Below are 19,115 nucleotides of genomic sequence, written 5' to 3'. Positions count from 1 at the left end.
ACCGATCAGCTGGGTCGATGCACCAGGAATTCCAGTTGCTGACCGAGGCTGAGCAGGGTGGAGCTTTAGTCGCGTTCGGCAAGTTTGGACATCACCGGGGTTTTAAGGACGTAGCCGGGACCATCAGCGCACAATAGCGTTCTTGGCACTCCTATCGGACCTTCATGAGCGACATGACCCCTAAGCCTGGCCCGCACATCTGGCTGATTCGCCACGGCGAAACCGAATGGAGCAAGTCCGGCCAGCACACAGGCACTACTGACATCGCATTGACCGAGCAAGGCCGCAGGCAGGCCTCCGCGCTCGCATCGCTGCTCGCGGGGCAGACGTTCGACCTTGTGCTGACCAGCCCGATGCAGCGCGCCATTGAAACGTGCCGGCTCGCTGGCCTGGGCGATAAGGCGCAGATCGAGCCCGAACTGCACGAATGGAACTACGGCATCTATGAAGGGCGCAAGACGGCGGATATCCGCGAGCAAGCGCCCGACTGGTCCGTGTGGACATCACCCATTCCCGACGGCGAGAACGCCGCGCAGGTCGGCGCACGTGCGCAGGCACTCATCGATCGCTTGCTGAGCCGCGATGTAAGCAGCATCGCTCTGTTCTCGCACGCACACTTCCTGCGCACGCTCGCCGCTGTTTGGGCAACGAGTGAACCATCGCTGGGCGCGCATCTGGCGCTCGATACGGCGGCCGTCAGCGTGCTCGGCTTCGAGCGCGAAGTCCGGGCCATCGTCAAGTGGAATCTCCAGCCATAAATCGGCTTTGACAGCGGCATGGCCTACACGGGTGTGTTGCCGAGCAATGGCATTTGGAACTGGCCGTGGCTGTCCGCTCTGGACCCCACGCGAATATCTACTGATATCCGAAAGGCACACAAGCAAGATGCAAAACCAAAGTAGAGAAAATCTTCGCCGATTGCTTGATTGGAACCGGCGCCATTTGACCTCAACCAGCTCGCTTAGCGAATCCGACATTGCAGAGGTCTTTGCGACGCAGTTCGTGATCAAGGCGAACGGCCGCATTCACCCCGCGAACCACTCGAATTACCTGGATTTTCTAAACGGTTTTCGCCGAAACATTCAAGCCATTGACTATGACCTCCACGAGGACGTTGCTGAAGGCTCGAGTATCGTGGTGGCCATGACCGCGCGCGTTACGCGATTGGATGGCGCAGTGGATAGGTTTGAGGCCATGCTGCTGCTTTCTTTTGATCCACAAGGACGGGTCACACTTTGGCACGAGGTCTACGTAGAGACCTGATTTCGATTCAGCCAAGATGAGCCGGGGCAGCGCCCGTTTTCGACGCAACGCAGAATGCGAGGGTCGCACAAGCATGGATCATTGGACTGGCGGATATACGACGATTGAACCGTCGAAGCTCTGGTAACTACGAGGGAACATCAGGCAACGCACGGCACCACTCAAGCTAGCTACTGCATGGAACCAACGATGGTCAATCCTTATCTCGATCCGGAACTTGTTTTCGCGTGGCAAACAGCGCATTCGATGGCAAGAAAATCCCCGCTTCCTGTCCACGATCGTGGGGGCTTTAGGGTGGATACCCATTCGGAGAAGGAAGTGAAGCGCTGGGTTTTTCCGCAGCTATGCGAAGGGTTACACGACATCGCATCTGAGATTACGGCGCCAAAGCACTATCTGAAGTTGTGTGGCGCCAACGACGAACTGCGAAGCGCGCTGCCCGAACGTTGGGAGATTCAGCCGGCGAATTACTTTATGAAGGCGACCGCGACCGCCCTTGAAGCAAGCTCTTTGCCCGACGGATACGAGATGGAGTTTCATCGGGACGGGCCGGTTACCCAAGTTCACGTCATCGCACCGGATGGAGATGTGGCCGCCAGCGGCTGTGCGGCGGAGACGACGGATGTCTTCATTTACGATCGCATCGAGACCGCGCCGGATCACCGACGAAAGGGGCTGGGCGTCGCTGTCATGAATGCTCTCGGATCCGCGAGGAGGTGCTTCACCGGCCCCCAGCTCCTGGTTGCGACCGAAGATGGTCGCGGTCTCTATACGCGCCTCGGCTGGACGGTGATCGCACCTTTCGCTGCTGCAACCATTCCGGACACAGGGTTTTGATGTCAGGCTGGCGATCGCAAGTTAGTACGGTATTTGCGAGGGTTGGGGGCATGGCCACGAACAGGCGTTACCCGTTTGCCTTCGTCCTTATTTGGGACATGGTGTTCTTTGGTCTCGTTTTCCGTTCGTTAGATCGTTCCAAGGCGTCTTGGTTGTCTGCTTTGGAGCCTTTTCGAACTTGCTGGCGTAAAGCATTGGGAGCGCTCCAGGGCGCTGCGGATGATTGGCGGGGCGCTTGATGCAGGGCGGGAACCTGCGTTTTGGCCCTCAAAGCACACTCGGACGGAATCGATCGACTCTTGGGTAAGTGGCTGTGCTGGCAGTAGAATCCCCAGTGCGAGGGGTACCCTAAACTAGTTGGTGTTTGCACTTTGGCGCCAGGAGCCCTATCTTTCACGGGCTGAGTTTCAGGGGTCACCATGAATCGTGGCCCGATGCTGTAGGTCGCAGTTCCACTACACCGTTGTACCGCCTTCCTCCTTGCGACCAGCCTTTCCGCCGCTTTGCGGCTTTACTTGCTCCAAGGAAAATAGACATGTCTCAGACAGAAACCGGTACGGTTAAGTGGTTCAACGATGCTAAGGGCTTCGGCTTCATCAGCCGTGACAAGGGCGGTGACGACGTGTTCGTGCACTTCCGCGCCATCCAGTCGTCGGGCTTCAAGAGCCTGGTCGACGGCCAGAAGGTGTCCTTCGTTGTGACCCAGGGCCAGAAGGGCCTGCAGGCAGAGCAGGTTCAGGTGGTCTAACGACCCCCGGCTCTACCTAAAAGAACCCGGCCATGTGCCGGGTTTTTTTTTACCGCAAACGCGCGCCCGTAATGCATTGGGCCAGCGCGTGCTCCATCGCCGGTGGGGCTCAGGAGCCCTCGGCGGTTGATGCGTTCGCGCTGGGCGGCGTCTTGGCACCAGCACCATCGCGTGATGCCTCTTTCTTCGCCTGCTTGTTGTCCTGTTTCTTCTTCTTTGCGATTTCGCGCTGGCGCTTTTCGAAGGAATAGTTTGGTTTTGCCAATGGAACGTCCTCGTGTGTAGTGATGTGTGGCCGGGCTCGTGCGGTGCATCCACCGGTGTTGCGAAAGAAAGGGCAGAAGCTATGCGACCGGCTTGGGCCGCGCACTGACGGCGACGGAATTGCTCCAATCAGCATAAATGGTTCTGCAGTAGGGGCCATTCATGACGAAGCGACGGCACACCGAGGGTCTCGTCTCATAGATGCCACAGTTCATGTGTTCCCGATCCAGGGCCACGCACCAGCCGTCCTCGCTACGTTTCATAACGTGCAGGCCTTCGGGTGAATACGTGGTGATGTGATCGGGGACGCGGTCGTCCGGCTGCAAGACGACCGTGAGGCGGCAGCACCCCGCTTGGCAGGTGGAACAATGCGCCCGCCCAAGGCGGAGCTTGTTCGCGGGAGCATGCGCAGAAGGGTCGCCCGGCTCTGAGTCTGGCCCTACGTGTTGTTGCGGTAGGGAAGGGCGTTGGGGGTTATTCATAAGGCAGTGTACCCCAGCAGGTGTAAAGCGCCGTTTCCCCCAGGTAGCAGGCCAGAGTCAAGCCGTGGCCGCGGTCCAGAGCCAACTATTTGCGATAGGGCTTTCTACCCGGGGTCGGGTGCTCTGGTGCCTGGCCGGAATGGGCCGGATCACGATCAAACTGGCTGGTCGATTGAAAGGACTTCTTTTGGTCCACTAGACGGGTGGTTTTGCTTCCCGAGTAGACCGAGTGAATGTAAACCGTCGAAAGCGGCTTATCGACCTTTTCCATAGGGGCACCTGACGACAATTGGACGATCCACGTTACGCTTCCTTGGGATGCTTAATGTTAAAAGTCCCAGGTGTGATGGCGTTTAGTGTCGCCAACCCAAATCGGACGCTTTCGAGAACCACCAAGAGCGGATCCGGGCCGTAGGCGGAAACGCCTCGAAGCTGTTTTCGAACGGGTTGTGGCGTGGCCTGGCTGGTGATCGGATTTCAAGCTTGCCGCTCGCCTTGCCGTCTAAAGCCGCGTCACATCTCAGCGGGTATGGACATTACCAAGGCAAAAGCACCATCGGGTTCGTATCGGCAGCCAAGCTCGCCGCCGTGGTGGCGCGCGATCTGCCGCGCCAGCGCGAGTCCCAACCCGGTACCGGCGCGGTCGCGTGCTGCGCTACCTCGGTAGAACGGCTCGAACACTCGGTGAGATTCGTCTTCCGTCAACCCGGGGCCGTGATCGCGCACCACAAGTTCGGCGCGGCCTTCCGTCAGCCGCAGTCGCACTTGGACGGGCGGCAATCCATGGCGAGTGGCGTTGTCCAGCAAGTTGCGCAGTAGCCGAAGCAATAGCCGCGGATCGCCCTTTACGGTCACCGGTGTTCCTTCCAGGTCGACGCCGTCGTGGCGCGCGCATTCTTCCGCAGCGAGCGCCAGTAGATCGACCGGTTCGATCGCTTCCAGATGCGGCAACGCTTCCAGGCGGCTGGCCAGCAGAATTTCGTCAATCAAGGCATCCAGCTCGCCGATGTCCTGCTTTAAGCCATCTCGGCGCCCCTCATCGACGGCGGGCCCGATAAGTTCCAGCGCCAGTCGGATGCGCGTGAGTGGCGTGCGTAACTCGTGCGAGGCGTTGGCCAACAATGACTTCTGATGGCCGACGAGCGCCTCGATTCGATCGGCGGCCTGATTGAAACTGCCCGCTAGACGCGCCACCTCGTCGCGACCTTCCACCGCAACCCTGGCATGCAGATCGCCGGCGCCCAGCGACTCTACCGCCCGCTGCAGTCGCTCCAGGCGACCAGTGATCCGCCGCACGACCGGCAGCACCAGGACACCGATGATGGCGGCCAGCGTCAAAAGGCTCAGCAGCAATACGTGCAGCGGCTGATGCCCATCGCGCGGCGGGCTTGCCTCCAGCCAGCGACCATCAGGCAAATGCAGCGTCCACAGTGACTCGCTCGAGTGGGGCAGAGCATGCTGGTCGTCGATGCTCGGTCTTCCATCTGACTCGACAATCAGTCGTCGGGAATCATCCAGTAATGCCAGGCGCCCCGGCTGCCCCTTCGCCAACTTATCAAGGGATCGCTGTTGCTCCAGCGCGGGCGCCTGTGCAGGCGGCAGGGCATTGAGGATGACTTGTGCCTGAGAATGCATTGCCGTCTCGTACGGACCGCCCTTGCTGTGCCAAACCCAGGCAAAAGCGGCGGCGTAGGCCAGCAGGCTGGCGACGACGGTGAGGTAGATGCGCAGGTAGAGGCGCGTCATGGGCTCAATCCTGCTTGCGTGCGAACAGGTAACCGGCGCCACGCACGGTGATGATGCGCTTGGGCGACTTGGGGTCGTCTTCTATGGCTGCGCGAATGCGCGAGACATGCACGTCGATGGAGCGATCGAACGCGTCAGGCTGCTCGCCGCGCACCAAGTCCATCAATAGCTCGCGTGACAACACGCGCCCAGCGTGTTGCGCCAGTGCGAGCAATAGCTCGAACTGATAGGTGGTCAGATCGGCTTCGCGCCCGGCGACCTTCACCGCGTGCGCATCGGCGTCGATCTCCAACTGGCCGAACACCAGCACCTTGGTCGCCCCTGAGGCTGGCGCTGTGCGCCGACGCAGAATGGCGCGTAGCCGCGCGAGCAATTCGCGGGGCTCGAAGGGCTTGGGCAGGTAATCATCGGCGCCGATCTCCAGGCCAACGATGCGGTCGATTGCATCGCCGCGTGCCGTGAGCATCAGCACGGGTAAGTCGGAACGCTCGCGCAGTTTGCGGCAAACGTCGAGCCCATCCATATCAGGCAACATCAGGTCGAGGATGGCGGCATCCAGGACGTCTGCGCCGAGTCTTTCCAGCGCCTGCGCCCCGTTTGCCGCCTGTGACACCACATACCCTTGGTTGCGCAGGTATTCGTCCAGCATGCCGGCCAGACGCGGATCGTCCTCTACAACCAGGATGCGTTCGCTCATGGTTACCGCTCTGAGGACGAAAGCCACATCATAGCCGCCGGCGAATGTTTTCAACCATGAATCGCCCCGTTCGTCGCCATATGCTGGGTCAAGTGCGCGACCAGCTTCTGCCGCTGATCGGGCGTCAATACGTTGCTGCTGTCTTCCACCAGCCTGGTCATGCGCTGTGTTATCTGGCCCTGCACGGTGATTTGCGCAGCACTCGCCTGCTCCAGCGCGGTGCGATCGATAGTGGGGGCCATCAGTAGACTTAGCACTTGCGCATGGCCGGTGTGAAGCTGTTGGAACATGGGCAGCAGATCGGCGGCTGCTTGCTTGAAGATCGGATCCAGGGCGGACTTCTGGACGTCCGTTGCATCGAGCTCGATATACAGGTGCTGGCATACCTTGTCGATATGCGCGGCCATGTCGGCCTGGGATACAGGTCCTGCCATGTGGTGCATGGCTGCGACGCCGCCATCGTTCGCGAGAACGGCGATACCTGCCGCGAGCGAGACGCCGCCAATAAAGCCCAGCAGTGCCGTGCGCAGAGTGTGGTTCTTTGAGGTGGTTGACGTGATAGCCATGGTTTTCCTCCTGGGTGGGGTCAGTTGTGTTGACCGGGCCAAGCTTGAGCCCGGTGCATGAGTGCTTTACGAAGCACAGGTAAAGAAATATGAAGTAGCGGAAATCGCGTCAGGTCGACGACCGCTCACGCAGCAACAGCACGCCCACGGCAACGTTCCAAATGGCCTGCAGCAACAAGGTGCCGACAACCACGCTGAGGTCCATCTTCGAGCCGGCAGCGATCACCAGTACTGCTGGCAGACCTCCCGCGATCAGGCCGATGCAACCCACCACGCGTCGCGTGCCAGCGTCGCGAAACAGGGCGACGGCCCATGCGATGGCCGCCACTGATTGCAGCACCCATGCCACTCGGGCGATGTCGGTCAAGGCGATGGATTCGACCACGTGGATCATCCAACGCGCGGCCTGTTGCGCCTCTGGTGTGCCGTTGACGAAATCCGCTGCGATGCCCGTGCTGATAAAGCCGTCGAGAATGGTGCCCAACAACATCAACATGCTGCCCAGGGCGTAGGTGGTGAGCCCGATCAGTACGGAGGGCCGTCGCATATCCAGTCGCTGAGACAGCACGGTGTAGCCGTACATCAGGCCGCATATGCAGGCCATCGCCACCACGTGTACGTTCTGATGCCACGACTGGATCTGCAGCATGCTCTGCAGGATTTCTTGCGTGTTATTGCCACTCGCCCCCCGATCCAGCGCCACCGTGGCGGTGGATACAATGGCGCTTGCCAGGATGGCGAGCCCGGCGAGGCGAACATCGCCGCCCGCTGGGATGGTTGCTGCCTGATGCTCGGTGGGGTACGGCAACGATTCGATGCGGGTAGTCATGGCGATCCTTTCGCGTTGTCCAAGCGCACGGGACGTGCGGGACATCACGCTAGGTCGTCGGTTTGGCTGCGGTATGTACGGTCTGTAAAGAATTATGAAGACCGCCTGCGTACACTCGCCGATGGAACATGGCCTCTTCGGCCGAAAGGAGAGCGAATTGATCAGGACGATTTTCTTTGACTACGACGGCGTCCTCACCACGGACAAGAGTGGTTCGCTGACGACATGTCGATATTTGAGTGAGGCCAGTGGCATCGCGTTGTCAACGATCAATGCGGCCTTTCATCCTTATGCCGGCGACCTGTTCACGGGTCGCGCGCGTCATGCCGATATCTGGTCCGGGGTGTGCGAGTCGTTGAACAGTGATCTGGATATCGGGCTGCTTTTCGAGGCCTTCGAGAGCACGCCGTTGAACGGTGCCATGGTTTCGTTGGCCCGGACGCTTCAGGCACACCATTCGATCGGGATCATTACCGACAATCCGATCGACCGTATGGATCATCTCCGGGTGCACCAGGACTTGGACAGCTTGTTCAGCCCCATCGTCGCCTCGGCGGAAGTCGGCAGCAGCAAGCAAGGGCAGGAGATTTTCCTGAGCGCTATGTCCCGTGCCTCCGTGGCACCGGAGGAGTGCATTTTCATCGACAACAGTGAGCCCAACGTAGCGATGGCGCGCACGCTGGGCATGCATGCGATCTTCCACGATGACGGCAAGAACGATATCGACGCGCTGGCGAAGGAACTCCGTCGGTTGGGTGCTCGAGCGGATAGCTGACAGGGCTCGCGCTCCCAAGCGCGGCTTTCAGGCTTGCGGCTGCACCACGATGATCGCCATGCCCAGGAGCGCAATGCATGCGCCGCCAACGTCCCAGCTCGTGAGCTTCACGCCGTCCACGACTCTCAACCAGACCAACGCGACGGCGATGTAGATGCCGCCGTAGGCTGCATAGGTACGACCGGCGGCGGTGGGGTGCAGGGTCAACAACCACGCGAACAAGCTCAGCGAGAGCAGGGCGGGCAGCAGCAGCCACGCACTCTTCGCCTGTTTCAGCACAAGCCACGGCAGGTAGCAGCCAACGATCTCTGCCAGCGCGGTGAGTGCGAACAACGCGACTTGTTTGGTGAAGTCGACCATGGGTTGGCACGCGTTCCGGTGGAAACGCGTGCCATTGTCCAGACAATGAAGATCGTCTGCCAGTTGAGGGCTCAACCCCGTTTGATGAGGTCATGCAAAACAAGGGGGCCGCCCGGGATGCCCGCCAGTCGCCCGTCTGCGACGAGTTTGCCAAGATCTACGCCAAAGAAGCCCAGCGAATCGATCAGCTGCGCGACGGCTTGTTTAGCCTGTGCATCGTCGCCGGAGAAGAAGAGCACGCGGCGACCGCCTTCCGTTTGTGCTTCCTCGGCCAGCAAGTGCGCAGGGAGGTGATTGAAGGCCTTGACCACGCGTGCACCGGGAACGAGATCGGAGAAGACTTCGCTCGATGTGCGCCCCTTGAGGTCGAGTGGTTGGAACGTGGGCGGTTCGATGGGGTTGTTGGCGTCGATGACGATGCGGCCGCGCAGATCGAGTCCGGCCAATGCATCGGGCAGCTTCGACCAGTTCACCGCAACCAGGATGATGTCGGCCTTGGCGGCTTCTTCGCGGGAACCCGCACGAAGGGACGGCCCCAGCTCACTGGTCAGTGGCAGCAGGGATGCCGGGCCCTGGCTGTTGGCGATGACGGCAGGGATATGGCGGCGGGCGAGTGCCCGGGCGAAGGCGGAGCCAATCTGACCCGCGCCGATGATGCCGATGCGGGGGGCGTTGTCGGCCGGAGCCGGGTGTGATGGGGAAACAGGGGTGTTCATGACGAAGTCTCCAGGGGGTTATGACCTGGACGTCACTATGGAATTTCGATTACCTCGCGAGTAGCCTTAAATCGATGGAATCATTTTCAACGAATATTTGAAGGTGGTCATGGAGACGCTGGCTAACCTGGAAGCCTTTGTCCGTAGCGCCGAACTCGGGGGCTTTTCCTCTGCAGCCCGCTACATGGGCCTGACGCCAGCCGCGATCAGTCGCAACGTGGCGCAGTTGGAGCGAAACCTCGGCGTGCGTCTGTTTCATCGCAACACCCGCAAGCTGGCCTTGACCGAGGCGGGTGAGCGTTTCCTGCTCTCTGTTCGCGGCAATCTGGACGCGTTGCAGTCCGCCATCAGCGATGCGAATGCCGATCAGGGAAAGCCGGCGGGTGTGCTGAAGGTCAGCGTTCCGATGTCGCTCGGCATGCGTTATCTGATCCCGACCTTGCCGGCTTTCCTGCAGAGCTATCCGGACGTGCGTGTCGACTGGCAGTTCGACAGTCGGCAAGTGGATCTGGTTGCCGACGGATTCGATGCGGCTATCGGCGGTGGCTTCGAACTCTCGCCCGGCGTGGTGGCTCGACCGCTGGCGCCGGCTCATATCGTTGCGGTGGCATCGCCGTCTTATCTGAAGGGAAGAAAGCTGCCCAAGTCGCCCGACGATCTTGCCGATTGGGATGCCATCGTGATGCGGTCTGGCACGTCCGGTCGGCTGCGCAGTTGGGTGATGCACCATGTGGGCGGCGACGAAGCAGTGGTGCCGCTCAAGGCGCGTGTGGCGTTCAACGATCCCGGGCCGATGACTGAGGCCGCGGTGCAGGGCCTGGGCGTTGCCTTGCTGGCGATGCCTGATGTGTTGCCTCACCTGGAGAGTGGTTCGCTGGTGCGTCTGTTGCCGCGTTGGTACGTCGATGCCGGATCGATCTCGATCTACTACTCGACGCGCTTGTCGCTATCCGCCAAGACGCGTGTGTTTATTGACCACGTCGTCGAGGACTTCCAGCAGCATCAATACGCCGAGCGTTTTGCGGGAAATTCGGGCTGAAGGCGGTGCCTCAGGGTGACCTGGGGTGCGGTCGCGCGGCGGCATCGGTGACGGGTTCGACCGTGCTTACGGCGGCAGCCGCAGGTGCAGCGGCCACGACCTGTGTGACGGCGGGTAGTGAGGCGGCCGCGGTCTTGTCCCCGACCGGACCCGCTTCCTGTGACAGCGAGGCTTCCTCGGCCTGCCGGTTCATCACGATGATGCTGATGCGACGGTTAATCGCGTCGCCGGGGTTGGTGCGATCAAACGGCACCGAGGCGGCGAGCCCCACGACGCGCGCGATCTTGTCTTCCGCCAACCCACCGGAGAGCAGGGCACGGCGCGCTGCATTGGCGCGATCCGCAGACAGTTCCCAATTGCTGTAGTGATGATCGCTGGAGTACGGCGCGTCGTCGGTATGGCCGGAAAGGCTGATGCGGTTGGGCACGCGATTGATGAAGCTGGCGAGCTCCTGGAGGATCGCCGTGGTGTACGTCCTCAGCTGCGCGCTGCCCAGGTCGAACATGGGGCGGTTCTGCTTGTCCACGATCTGGATGCGCAGGCCCTCTGGCGTGATGTCCAGCAACAACTGGTCCTTGAACGGAGCAAGCGCCTGGCTGCTCTGAATCGCCGCCTGGAGTTGCTGCATCAGTTCTTCGAGCCGCGCGCGTTCCTGCTTGCGCGCTTCTTTCTCGATCTCCTTCGGGTCGACGCTGGCTGCCGCGGCACCCTTGCTGTCGTGTCCTGGGCCGTGCGGCAAGTCCATCGCACCGCCGAGCTTGATCATGCTGTTGCTGGCGCCACCAGGGCCCGTGCGGCCCGGTGGCGCCATGGTGGCGTTGCCTTGCGTCATGCTTGGGTTTTTGAAGTACTCCGAGATCGCCGCGCGCTGCTGGCGCGTACCCACGCCGATCAGCCACATGACCAGGAAGAAGGCCATCATTGCGGTGACGAAATCCGCGTAAGCCACCTTCCAGGCGCCGCCGTGATGGCCGTGACCCTTCCGCTTGACCTTGCGAATAATGATGGGTGGCAGTTCGCCTTGCTCGCTCACGTGGCCGCCTTGGCTCGCGGCGCCTTCAGGTGTTCCTCCAGATCCTGGAAGCGCGGACGTGACTGCGAAGCGAGCACCTTGCGCGCGAACTCCACCGACACCTTGGGGTTGTAGCCGCGCAGGTTGGCCAACAGGCCGATCTTCACGCACTCGAAGGCCTTGCCATCCTCCTGCACCCGATTCTCCATGGCGGCGCCCAGCGGGCCGATGAAGCCGTAGCAGAGCAGGATGCCCAGGAAGGTGCCGACCAGCGCGCCAGCAATGTGCATGCCGATGCGCGAGGTATCGCCGTCGAGCTGCGACATGGTGGTGACGATGCCGAGCACCGCCGCCACGATGCCGAAGCCGGGCAGGGCGTCAGCCAGCTTGGTCATGGCCAGTGCCGGGGCGATGGCTTCGTGATGGTGAGTTTCCAATTCCACATCCATCAGCTGTTCCAGCTCGTGCGGATTCATGCTGCCGCCCACCATCAGGCGCAGGCAGTCGGTGGTGAACTCGATCAGGTGGTGCTCGCGCAGCAGGCGCGGATAGGCGGAGAACACCGTGCTGGATTGCGGATCCTCGATATGTTCCTCCACGCCGAGCAAGCCTTCCTTGCGGATCAGGCTGAACAGGTCGTAGAGCATCGACAACAGGTCGACATAGTCCTGCTTGTTGTACTTGGGGCCCTTCAGCAGGCCGATGGCATCGCTGAGCGCGGCCTTGACGACCTTGGGCGGGTTAGCCGAAAGAAAGGCACCCACCGCGCCGCCGCCGATGATCAGCAGCTCATAGGGCTGCCATAACGCCATGATCTGTCCATGCGACAGCACAAAGCCGCCGAGCACGCACACGAGGACGACCACCGCACCGATGAGGACCAACATACTTGCTCCGGGATCCGGAGCCGATGACTCCGCGCTCTCGTTTTATCGGCGTGGAAAGGGGAAAGTTGAGAACGCGCTCATGGACGGCCGTTGATCACGCTATTCTTGCCCGGCTTCCGGGAACACTCCTCGCATTCGAGGGCAGGTGCACCCAGGGGACGTTCAAACGAAGGTGGACAGGTTGCCTCGAATGTCGCTGGCGCGATGGGAAGCGTCAGGACAGTAGCGATTACGGGCTAAGCGAGCAGGGGCCAACGAACGTCGCGACGGCAACGCTCAAAGTAGATAAAGACGTCACCGACGAGACCGTCGCCGACGCAGGTGATCCACTCGACATCCGCTGGATGGGAAGCAGCTACCTCGATATACCGATCTGGCGCTGATACTTCCAGCTATTCGGGTTGGTTGGCCGACGCCTTGAACGTCACGACCAATACATCGCGACATGCAGGCTGGCCAGCATCGAAAGGCTTCACCGGTGTCACGCCGTGATAGACGTTGTGATCGTCGATTAGCGCCGCATCAAGGGGATGGGTCAGCGTGAAATCGCCGAGTAACCGGCCATCGGGTGCATGGATGGTGGTGGTGCCGCTGGCGATGTTCTGGCGGTTGACGAGCAACACCAGCACGTAGTCCACGCCATCGCGATGGCTGCCTTCGGGTGTCGGCTCGCCAGCCGTGTCGGCGGAGGCCTCGATGCGGAACTGGTGAACTTCGATATGCCAGCGACGTATGGATGGCGCAGCTTTGCCGAACAGATCGTGGCAGAACTGGAGAATGGTGCGCAGTGTGGCGCCGTTGGCGACGGGTGTGGCGATGGGGTCGAACCAGCGCGCGATATCACCTTGAAGAGTGTTGTACTGCAGGCTCTGGAAATGGGCCTGATGGGGCTCGGGCATCACGACGCCATCCGCTTCTGCGGAAAATGTCGCGTGACGTCGCCGGCGAAACCGTCCCTTGGCAGCCAGATACTGATCGGGCTCCAAGTGGTTCCAGCTCTCCACGAAATCCGTCCAATCGGCCAACTCGCCCATCGAAGCGAGGAGTGGCCGCATGGCGTTGCCTTCCACGAAGGCGAATCCAGGCGATTTCAGCTGGTCAAGCAGCGGTGAAGCGAATACGTCGGCGGGGTTGTGCATGTGCTTATCTTAAGCGGTTGCGATCATCGGCGCCGTACGTTGCGCCTGGAAGCCTGCGCCCAGGTTTCGTGGTGATCGAGCGCACTAGGTGGAGACCCGCGTGTTCTTTGTGCTGGCGAACGCGCCACCATCGCCCCAGGCGCTGCGCGTGAAACGTTCGGCGATGCGACGATGGGTTGCTGCATCCGGATGAAGCCGATCAGGCAACGGAAGCTCCTCAAAGTCGGCAGGGCCATAAAGCGCCAAGCCGTCGAGGTAGTGGATGTTAGGGTCCGTAAGCGAGCGTTCCCGCACGATGCGGGACAGCTCGTTGCGTATCACCGTCAGCGTCAGCTTGCCTTGTGCCTTTTCTTCTTCCTTGCCCGTGGCGCGGAAAGCGATGTTGCCCTTTGACAACGCATCGAAATCGAACGCGCCCGGACCTGGCGTGTCTTCATGGATGGGGCAGTAGAGCGGCGAAACGACCAACAGCGGCGTGTCCGGGTGACCGTCACGAATTGTGTCGAGAAAGCCATGCACGGCGGGACCAAAGGCGCGAAGCCGCATGACATCCGTGTTGACCAGGTTGATGCCCAACTTCACGCTGATGAAGTCAGCCGGAATGTCGCGCATGGTTCGCGCGGTGAACGGGTCGAGCAGCGCGCTACCACCAAAGCCGAGATTGACGAGGTCGAGGCCGCCATGGCGTGCAACGAGAGCGGGCCAGATAGCTGATGGACGATCGGCGTTGGAACCCTGGCTGATCGAGCTTCCGTGGTGCAGCCATATCGGCTTTCTTTCCGTCATGGGCTCGATGGGCGCGTTCGTACGCAAGCCGACAAGTTCGCATGTTTCGTTGAAAGGCAACCAGATTTCCAGCGTTTTGCGCTGAGCCGTCAATCCGTCGAAGCGCACGGTGGCGATGGGCCCATCGATCTTCGTGACGGCGCCGCTGCCAACATCGATGCTGATCGTGTTGCCGCCGTTCGAGCTGGCCTGCTCGAACGGCTGGCCATCCATCATCAGGTCGTAGATGCCTGGCGGTCTCTCCGGAAAACCGACGTAGATGCGTCGCGTAGGCACGACATCGAGTTCGATGACTGTAGCCTCGCTCTGAAACACCAAGCGGATACCGGATGGTTGCGATTCCGCCATGAGCAACTGTGGATCACCGGACTGGCGGCGCGCCCAGGCGGGCAGGCGATGTGGCAGCCATCCGTGCGGTGTGATTTCCAGCTCTACAGCACCCTTCAGGATGGCTTCCGTGATGGGTGTGGTCAGAAGAGGGGCGCCATCGATGTCCATATCCAACCGTCAAACAAGGAGAGAGTTTGAGATTGTCTCTCATGCTTACGGCACCGGCGCGTGCCGGGTGCGTGGATGTGCACCCGGCGTCGTCGATGGCGGTGCTGTTTATGCGGTGATGGCTTCGCTCAACGCGGGATAGTCGACGTAACCTTGCGCGCCACCGCCGAAGAAGGTGTTGCGGTCGGCGTCGTTCAACGGTGCGTGCGTCTTCAGCCGGGCGATGAAATCCGGATTGGCCAAGACCATTTGTCCGTAGGATTCCAGATCCGCCAATCCAGATGTCAGGTCGCTGCCGATCTGCTCGCGTGCACGCCCCGGCCGGTTGAGAATCAGCGATGTCTTCCAGCGCTGGCGAAGGTCGGCGAGCAGCGTATCGTTGCCCAAATGCATGATGTGCAGGTAGGCGAGGCCCAGTTTGTCGAGTTCCGTCACGAGGTAGCGATAGAGCTCCGGGCCATCCACACCCTCGTCGATGCCCCACATGGTGGTGTTTGGCGACAGGCGGATAGCCGTGCGCTCCGGGCCGATCTCTTCAGCAATGGCTGTGGCCACTTCGATGGCGAAGCGCGCGCGGTTCTCGATGGAGCCGCCGTACTCGTCGGTGCGTGTATTGGCGCTGGGGGCGAGGAACTGGTGGACCAGATAGGCGTTGGCGCCGTGGATTTCGATACCGTCAGCGCCGGCATCAATCGCGCGTCGCGCGGCATGGCGGAAATCGGCTACGGTCTGGCGGATCTCCTCGGTGGGCAGGGCGCGCGGGGTGGGGATGTCCTGCATGCCTTTGGCCGTGAACATGGGCGCTCCCGGCGCAATCGCGGAGGGCGCGACGCCCTGGCGATGATGCGGCGTGTTGTCGGGATGCGACATGCGGCCCGCATGCATGAGCTGGATGAAGATACGGCCGCCTTGGGCGTGCACGGCTGAGGTGATCTTCTTCCAACCGGCGACATGCGCGTCGGTATAGATGCCAGGCGTGGTGAGATAGCCCTGGCCGTCGTCCGAGGGCTGCGTGCCTTCGGTGACGATCAAACCGAGGTCGGCGCGTTGTGCGTAGTACTCGATGGCGAGATCGCCGGGCGTGCCGTCGAGCTGCGCACGGCTACGGGTCATGGGGGCCATGACGAGGCGGTTTTGAAGAGCGTGTTCGCCGATGCGAACGGATGAAAATAGTGTGTTCATGATGCAGTCCTCGAAAGTGATGTGCCGGGGGCATGGCTTCGTAGGGATGAAGCCGTGCTTCGATGCGTAGCGCGAGCGGCCAAGAATGGGTGTGCGTGCGCGTCGGTCGGTCCGGATGACGGCTCGCTCGCATGCCGGTCTGGTTTCACGACGATGTCCTGGGTGGGTAGGAGCACATCTTGGAGAAAATCATCCATGGGATAAAGCGGGTATAGTGGAGATCATTGATCCGTTAATGGAGCAATAGAATGGAACTCCTCAACGACATGGCGCTGTTCGTTGAAGTCGTCAAAGCCAGGGGTTTCCGGGGCGCATCCGAGGCAACCGGCGTTCCCAACTCCACTCTCTCGCGACGGATCAGTGGGCTGGAGAAGGCCATTGGACTTCGCCTGTTGCACCGGACGACGCGCAAGGTCGAGCTGACTGAGGCCGGCCAGGTCTATTTCGAGCGCTGCAAGCGCATCGTTGACGAGGCACGGCTGGCCCACGAACAGTTGGGCGAGATGCTGGCGCAGCCGAGCGGTGTGCTTCGCGCCTCGCTGCCGGTCGATTTCGCCACTGTCTACATAGCGCCGTTGATTGCGGAGTTTGCGCAGCGCTATCCCGGCATCACTTTCGACTTGGATCTGACGCCACGCCAGGTGGATCTGGTGAGCGAACCGTTCGACGTCGCCATACGTATCGGCGAGCCGCCGAGTTCGCAACTGATCGCGCGTCCGCTGGCGTCGTTTGTTCCGCATCTCTACGCGTCGCCGCGTTATCTCGAGCACGCAGGCGTACCCGCTGAGCCCGCCGACCTCGAAAGCCACGAGTGTCTGAACATCCTCAAGGAGCGGCCGTGGGTATTGCATCGCGGAAAGGAGTCCGCCGAGGTCACCATCCGCAGTCGCTTCACGTTGAACAACGTTGGTTTGATTGCGCGCCTTGCCACGCTCGGCATGGGAATCGTCATGCTCACTGACGAACTGGTGGTGGATGACCTGGCGGCGGGACGGCTGGTTCGCGTGTTGCCGCAATGGCACGGCAAGCCCGTGCCGGTGTATGCGCTTACGGAGACACGCTTGCTTCCGGCAAAGACACAGCGCTTCATCGAATTCCTGAAAGAGCGCCTCGCCGGAGGCGACGCGCGGTCGCGCCAGCCCTGATCGGCGAGGCATAAAACGCCCCGCTGCGTCACCGTAGCGGGGCGTTGCTTCTGAGGCGCGACGACGTGCCGTTGCCCGCTCAGGCGGCGAACAGCGCAAGCGCCTGATTATTGAAGTTGTTGACGAAGTCGTGCTCGTTCGGGCCCACGTTGGCGCGGAAAAGCTTGGCGGCATCCACCAGGATCTCATCCGCATCCGTGCCCAGCACGGTGATGGTTTCCGCAATGAACTGATCCAGCGGCATGGCCTGCTCGGCTTCCTGGCTGTTCATGAGCTCGGTGCGCACCCACGGCGGAGCAATCTCCAGCACGCGAACACCCGTGCCACGCAGCATGAAGCGCTGCGATAGCACGTAGGAGTGCAGCGCGGCCTTGGTTGAGGAATAGATGCCGGTGACTGCCATCGGCACGAAGGCCAGTACGGAACTGGTGTACGCCACCACGGCGTTCTCCTTGCGCTTGAGGTGTTCGATCAGCGCGGAGGTCATGCGAATCGGCCCAAGCAGATTGGTGGTGATGGTGGCCGTCAGCAGCGCGTCGTCGATCTTTCCGGCCACGGTGTCCGGCTGCATGATGCCGGCGTTGTTGATCAACACGTCGAGCTCGGGATGCTCGGCGATCAAGGTGGCTGCAGTGCGTTCGATGCTGGCTGGGTCGGTAATGTCGAGCTCGATCGCCTCCATGCCTGGATTTGCGGCGATCACCGCATCGAGATGGCTACGCCGGCGGCCGGCAATGATCACCTTGTTGCCCCGCTTGTGCAGCGCTTCAGCGAGTCCGCGCCCAATGCCCGAACCGCCGCCGGTGATGAAGATCGTGTGGCCAGAAAGTTTCATGATGTTCTCCTGAGATAAAGGTTTATGCGGGGAAGCGGTTGCCGAACATCGGCAGTCCGCTCTTGGATTCGGTTTGCGTGGCTTCGTCTTGCAACACGTCCCAGTGTTCGGCGAGCTTGCCGTTCTCGATGCGCACCACATCCGCGGCAACCCACGCGGCGGGGCGGCCATGGCCGGAGAAGCGTCCATGCACGATCACGTAGTCGCCTTCGGCGAGAATCAGCCCGTGCTCATAGCGCAGCGTGTCGGGGATGGCGCGGATCAGGTTGATCAGGCCATCGCGGCCCGGTTCGATATGCGCGCTGTGCTGGATGTAGCTGTCAGACCAGAAGCGCTCGGCGGCGGCGTAGTCGCGCTGGTTGAACAGCGTGTCGAACGCCTTCAGGACCAGGGCCTTGTTCTGCTCGGGTGACGTCTTTGACATGGTCGTTTCCTCTTGGATGACGGATGTGCGGATCTCGACGAGCCCCGGCGCAGGTATCGGTCCAACCGTGATGCGGGAGGTGCTGCCTCAGGCCCTTGGATGGATCACAATGGCGATCACCATCGACATCGGTTACAATGAGCCCGCTTTCGCCAAATGTCAATGGTGATCGCCATTGTGATTTGAAATATGTGCCCGGTAGTCACCGGAAAGGAGTGGGCAATGGGCGTCTCAAAGCAGCAAGCCATTGAAAACAAAAAGGCAATCGTCGCCGCAGCGGAGAAACTCTTTCGCGAGCGCGGAGTGGCTGCCGTAGGCTTGGCGGAGCTGACCAAGGCGGCTGGCTTCACCCAGGGCGGCTTCTACAACCACTTCAAATCCAAGGACGCGCTGGTGGATGCCGTCATGGACAAGGCGATGGAGGACGGCGTGGCCTTGCTCGTGTCGGGCATTGAGGCCTCCAAGGAGGGAGCCGTCGACCCCATGCAGCAGTACGTAGAGTGGTATCTGTCCAGCGACCATCGGGGCAACATCGAGGCGGGCTGCCCGTTGACAGCGTTCGCCGGTGACGTACGCCGACTCGGCACAGAAGCGCGACAGGCCTATGCGCAGGGATTGGAGTGGAACGTCGACCAGTTGGCGAAGATGATCGGCGGCGAGAACGCGCAGGCCAACCGGGAAAAAGCCATCGCACTCTTCAGTCAGATGGTGGGCTCACTGGTGTTGTCGCGCGCCGTCGCGGAGGCCAATCCAGCGCTCGCCGATGAAATACTCAAGGATGGACGCCAGCCGTTGCTGCAAGCCATGCGGGAGTGATGGGGTTGTTCTGGCCGGCTCGTCTTTGACGCAGCGATGGCCGTCTGAAAGGATGGCCGTAGGCGCGTG

The 19,115-nt window shown here is 61.2% G+C and carries 23 protein-coding genes; 8 read left to right on the top strand and 15 right to left on the bottom strand.

Going from position 1 to position 19,115, the window contains the following annotated elements:
• The first annotated feature begins 164 nt into the window (after nt 1-164).
• The 4 genes from DYST_RS07330 (at nt 165) to DYST_RS07315 (ending at nt 2,848) form a co-directional block, all read left to right on the top strand.
• Nucleotides 165-758 carry a histidine phosphatase family protein gene (locus DYST_RS07330; protein WP_239951021.1) on the top strand — a complete coding sequence of 198 codons (594 nt, stop codon included), beginning with the start codon at nt 165-167 and terminating at the stop codon, nt 756-758.
• 127 nt (nt 759-885) lie between these two features.
• Nucleotides 886-1,263: a hypothetical protein gene (locus DYST_RS07325; protein ID WP_239951019.1), complete on the top strand. Its 378-nt coding sequence runs from the start codon at nt 886-888 to the stop codon at nt 1,261-1,263.
• Between the two features lie 189 nt (nt 1,264-1,452).
• Entirely contained in the window at nt 1,453-2,100 is a 648-nt protein-coding gene (locus DYST_RS07320; RefSeq protein ID WP_239951018.1) for a GNAT family N-acetyltransferase, read from the top strand.
• Nucleotides 2,101-2,635: 535 nt separating this feature from the next.
• Nucleotides 2,636-2,848, top strand: coding sequence for a cold-shock protein (locus DYST_RS07315; protein ID WP_102302306.1), 213 nt, complete (start codon nt 2,636-2,638; stop codon nt 2,846-2,848).
• Between the two features lie 109 nt (nt 2,849-2,957).
• Here DYST_RS07315 and DYST_RS07310 read toward each other — a convergent pair whose 3' ends face one another.
• The 6 genes from DYST_RS07310 to DYST_RS07285 all read right to left on the bottom strand — a co-directional run bounded on the left by DYST_RS07310 (nt 2,958) and on the right by DYST_RS07285 (nt 7,432).
• Nucleotides 2,958-3,113 carry a hypothetical protein gene (locus DYST_RS07310; RefSeq protein ID WP_239951017.1) on the bottom strand — a complete coding sequence of 52 codons (156 nt, stop codon included), beginning with the start codon at nt 3,111-3,113 and terminating at the stop codon, nt 2,958-2,960.
• 79 nt (nt 3,114-3,192) lie between these two features.
• A complete protein-coding gene (locus DYST_RS07305) occupies nt 3,193-3,594 on the bottom strand; it encodes a YkgJ family cysteine cluster protein (RefSeq protein ID WP_239951016.1) in 402 nt (133 codons plus the stop codon).
• Nucleotides 3,595-4,107: 513 nt separating this feature from the next.
• Nucleotides 4,108-5,340, bottom strand: coding sequence for a sensor histidine kinase (locus DYST_RS07300; RefSeq protein ID WP_239951015.1), 1,233 nt, complete (start codon nt 5,338-5,340; stop codon nt 4,108-4,110).
• A gap of 4 nt (nt 5,341-5,344) precedes the next feature.
• Entirely contained in the window at nt 5,345-6,037 is a 693-nt protein-coding gene (locus DYST_RS07295; protein WP_239951014.1) for a response regulator, read from the bottom strand.
• Nucleotides 6,038-6,087: 50 nt separating this feature from the next.
• Nucleotides 6,088-6,603 (bottom strand): Spy/CpxP family protein refolding chaperone, encoded by a 516-nt coding sequence (locus tag DYST_RS07290; RefSeq protein ID WP_102302302.1) that lies wholly within the window; start codon nt 6,601-6,603, stop codon nt 6,088-6,090.
• 109 nt (nt 6,604-6,712) lie between these two features.
• Nucleotides 6,713-7,432 (bottom strand): hypothetical protein, encoded by a 720-nt coding sequence (locus DYST_RS07285; protein ID WP_239951013.1) that lies wholly within the window; start codon nt 7,430-7,432, stop codon nt 6,713-6,715.
• Nucleotides 7,433-7,589: 157 nt separating this feature from the next.
• On the opposite strand from DYST_RS07285, the gene DYST_RS07280 reads away from it, so the two are divergent.
• Entirely contained in the window at nt 7,590-8,207 is a 618-nt protein-coding gene (locus tag DYST_RS07280) for an HAD-IA family hydrolase (RefSeq protein WP_239951012.1), read from the top strand.
• Between the two features lie 27 nt (nt 8,208-8,234).
• Here the strand turns inward: DYST_RS07280 and DYST_RS07275 are convergent, their stop codons facing one another.
• Nucleotides 8,235-8,567: a YnfA family protein gene (locus DYST_RS07275; RefSeq protein WP_239951010.1), complete on the bottom strand. Its 333-nt coding sequence runs from the start codon at nt 8,565-8,567 to the stop codon at nt 8,235-8,237.
• A gap of 71 nt (nt 8,568-8,638) precedes the next feature.
• Nucleotides 8,639-9,283 carry an NADPH-dependent F420 reductase gene (locus tag DYST_RS07270; protein WP_239951008.1) on the bottom strand — a complete coding sequence of 215 codons (645 nt, stop codon included), beginning with the start codon at nt 9,281-9,283 and terminating at the stop codon, nt 8,639-8,641.
• Nucleotides 9,284-9,392: 109 nt separating this feature from the next.
• Between DYST_RS07270 and DYST_RS07265 the strand changes: the two genes are divergently transcribed.
• Nucleotides 9,393-10,322, top strand: a complete 930-nt coding sequence (locus DYST_RS07265) for a LysR family transcriptional regulator (protein ID WP_239951007.1) — start codon at nt 9,393-9,395, stop codon at nt 10,320-10,322.
• 10 nt (nt 10,323-10,332) lie between these two features.
• On the opposite strand, the gene motB is transcribed toward DYST_RS07265, so the two are convergent.
• The 5 genes from motB to DYST_RS07240 form a co-directional block, all read right to left on the bottom strand.
• Nucleotides 10,333-11,355 (bottom strand): flagellar motor protein MotB, encoded by a 1,023-nt coding sequence (gene motB / locus DYST_RS07260; protein ID WP_239951005.1) that lies wholly within the window; start codon nt 11,353-11,355, stop codon nt 10,333-10,335.
• A complete protein-coding gene (gene motA / locus DYST_RS07255) occupies nt 11,352-12,221 on the bottom strand; it encodes a flagellar motor stator protein MotA (protein WP_239951003.1) in 870 nt (289 codons plus the stop codon). The genes motB and motA overlap by 4 nt, the downstream gene beginning before the upstream one ends.
• A 392-nt stretch (nt 12,222-12,613) precedes the next feature.
• Nucleotides 12,614-13,360: a 2OG-Fe dioxygenase family protein gene (locus DYST_RS07250; RefSeq protein WP_239951001.1), complete on the bottom strand. Its 747-nt coding sequence runs from the start codon at nt 13,358-13,360 to the stop codon at nt 12,614-12,616.
• An 84-nt stretch (nt 13,361-13,444) separates the two neighbouring features.
• Nucleotides 13,445-14,644, bottom strand: coding sequence for an SGNH/GDSL hydrolase family protein (locus DYST_RS07245; RefSeq protein WP_239950999.1), 1,200 nt, complete (start codon nt 14,642-14,644; stop codon nt 13,445-13,447).
• 108 nt (nt 14,645-14,752) lie between these two features.
• Nucleotides 14,753-15,826 (bottom strand): alkene reductase, encoded by a 1,074-nt coding sequence (locus DYST_RS07240; RefSeq protein ID WP_239950997.1) that lies wholly within the window; start codon nt 15,824-15,826, stop codon nt 14,753-14,755.
• Between the two features lie 248 nt (nt 15,827-16,074).
• Here DYST_RS07240 and DYST_RS07235 point away from each other — a divergent pair, with 248 nt between their 5' ends.
• A complete protein-coding gene (locus DYST_RS07235) occupies nt 16,075-16,971 on the top strand; it encodes a LysR family transcriptional regulator (RefSeq protein ID WP_239950996.1) in 897 nt (298 codons plus the stop codon).
• Between the two features lie 79 nt (nt 16,972-17,050).
• Here the strand turns inward: DYST_RS07235 and DYST_RS07230 are convergent, their stop codons facing one another.
• Both DYST_RS07230 and DYST_RS07225 read right to left on the bottom strand, forming a co-directional pair.
• Complete coding sequence (locus tag DYST_RS07230; protein WP_239950994.1) at nt 17,051-17,806, bottom strand: SDR family oxidoreductase; 756 nt, start codon at nt 17,804-17,806, stop codon at nt 17,051-17,053.
• A 22-nt stretch (nt 17,807-17,828) separates the two neighbouring features.
• Nucleotides 17,829-18,230 carry a nuclear transport factor 2 family protein gene (locus tag DYST_RS07225; protein WP_239950992.1) on the bottom strand — a complete coding sequence of 134 codons (402 nt, stop codon included), beginning with the start codon at nt 18,228-18,230 and terminating at the stop codon, nt 17,829-17,831.
• A 222-nt stretch (nt 18,231-18,452) separates the two neighbouring features.
• On the opposite strand from DYST_RS07225, the gene DYST_RS07220 reads away from it, so the two are divergent.
• Complete coding sequence (locus DYST_RS07220; protein ID WP_239950990.1) at nt 18,453-19,046, top strand: TetR/AcrR family transcriptional regulator; 594 nt, start codon at nt 18,453-18,455, stop codon at nt 19,044-19,046.
• Nucleotides 19,047-19,115: the final 69 nt, after the last annotated feature.

It is taken from the genome of Dyella terrae (assembly GCF_022394535.1).
Taxonomy (GTDB): domain Bacteria; phylum Pseudomonadota; class Gammaproteobacteria; order Xanthomonadales; family Rhodanobacteraceae; genus Dyella.
Note: the sequence above shows the minus strand (reverse complement) of the source record. Positions and strands in the feature narration are given on the sequence as shown.

Bases quoted from the DNA above. Each gene is read 5' to 3' on its own strand.
- DYST_RS07315 (WP_102302306.1), top strand. From the start codon at position 2,636: ATGTCTCAGACAGAAACCGGTACGGTTAAGTGGTTCAACGATGCTAAG.
- DYST_RS07220 (WP_239950990.1), top strand. From the start codon at position 18,453: ATGGGCGTCTCAAAGCAGCAAGCCATTGAAAACAAAAAGGCAATCGTC.
- DYST_RS07225 (WP_239950992.1), bottom strand. From the start codon at position 18,230: ATGTCAAAGACGTCACCCGAGCAGAACAAGGCCCTGGTCCTGAAGGCG.
- DYST_RS07270 (WP_239951008.1), bottom strand. From the start codon at position 9,283: ATGAACACCCCTGTTTCCCCATCACACCCGGCTCCGGCCGACAACGCC.
- DYST_RS07275 (WP_239951010.1), bottom strand. From the start codon at position 8,567: ATGGTCGACTTCACCAAACAAGTCGCGTTGTTCGCACTCACCGCGCTG.
- DYST_RS07325 (WP_239951019.1), top strand. From the start codon at position 886: ATGCAAAACCAAAGTAGAGAAAATCTTCGCCGATTGCTTGATTGGAAC.
- DYST_RS07245 (WP_239950999.1), bottom strand. From the start codon at position 14,644: ATGGACATCGATGGCGCCCCTCTTCTGACCACACCCATCACGGAAGCC.
- DYST_RS07285 (WP_239951013.1), bottom strand. From the start codon at position 7,432: ATGACTACCCGCATCGAATCGTTGCCGTACCCCACCGAGCATCAGGCA.
- DYST_RS07300 (WP_239951015.1), bottom strand. From the start codon at position 5,340: ATGACGCGCCTCTACCTGCGCATCTACCTCACCGTCGTCGCCAGCCTG.
- DYST_RS07250 (WP_239951001.1), bottom strand. From the start codon at position 13,360: ATGCACAACCCCGCCGACGTATTCGCTTCACCGCTGCTTGACCAGCTG.
- DYST_RS07320 (WP_239951018.1), top strand. From the start codon at position 1,453: ATGGTCAATCCTTATCTCGATCCGGAACTTGTTTTCGCGTGGCAAACA.
- motA (WP_239951003.1), bottom strand. From the start codon at position 12,221: ATGTTGGTCCTCATCGGTGCGGTGGTCGTCCTCGTGTGCGTGCTCGGC.
- DYST_RS07290 (WP_102302302.1), bottom strand. From the start codon at position 6,603: ATGGCTATCACGTCAACCACCTCAAAGAACCACACTCTGCGCACGGCA.
- DYST_RS07230 (WP_239950994.1), bottom strand. From the start codon at position 17,806: ATGAAACTTTCTGGCCACACGATCTTCATCACCGGCGGCGGTTCGGGC.
- DYST_RS07305 (WP_239951016.1), bottom strand. From the start codon at position 3,594: ATGAATAACCCCCAACGCCCTTCCCTACCGCAACAACACGTAGGGCCA.
- DYST_RS07330 (WP_239951021.1), top strand. From the start codon at position 165: ATGAGCGACATGACCCCTAAGCCTGGCCCGCACATCTGGCTGATTCGC.
- DYST_RS07265 (WP_239951007.1), top strand. From the start codon at position 9,393: ATGGAGACGCTGGCTAACCTGGAAGCCTTTGTCCGTAGCGCCGAACTC.
- DYST_RS07235 (WP_239950996.1), top strand. From the start codon at position 16,075: ATGGAACTCCTCAACGACATGGCGCTGTTCGTTGAAGTCGTCAAAGCC.
- DYST_RS07295 (WP_239951014.1), bottom strand. From the start codon at position 6,037: ATGAGCGAACGCATCCTGGTTGTAGAGGACGATCCGCGTCTGGCCGGC.
- DYST_RS07240 (WP_239950997.1), bottom strand. From the start codon at position 15,826: ATGAACACACTATTTTCATCCGTTCGCATCGGCGAACACGCTCTTCAA.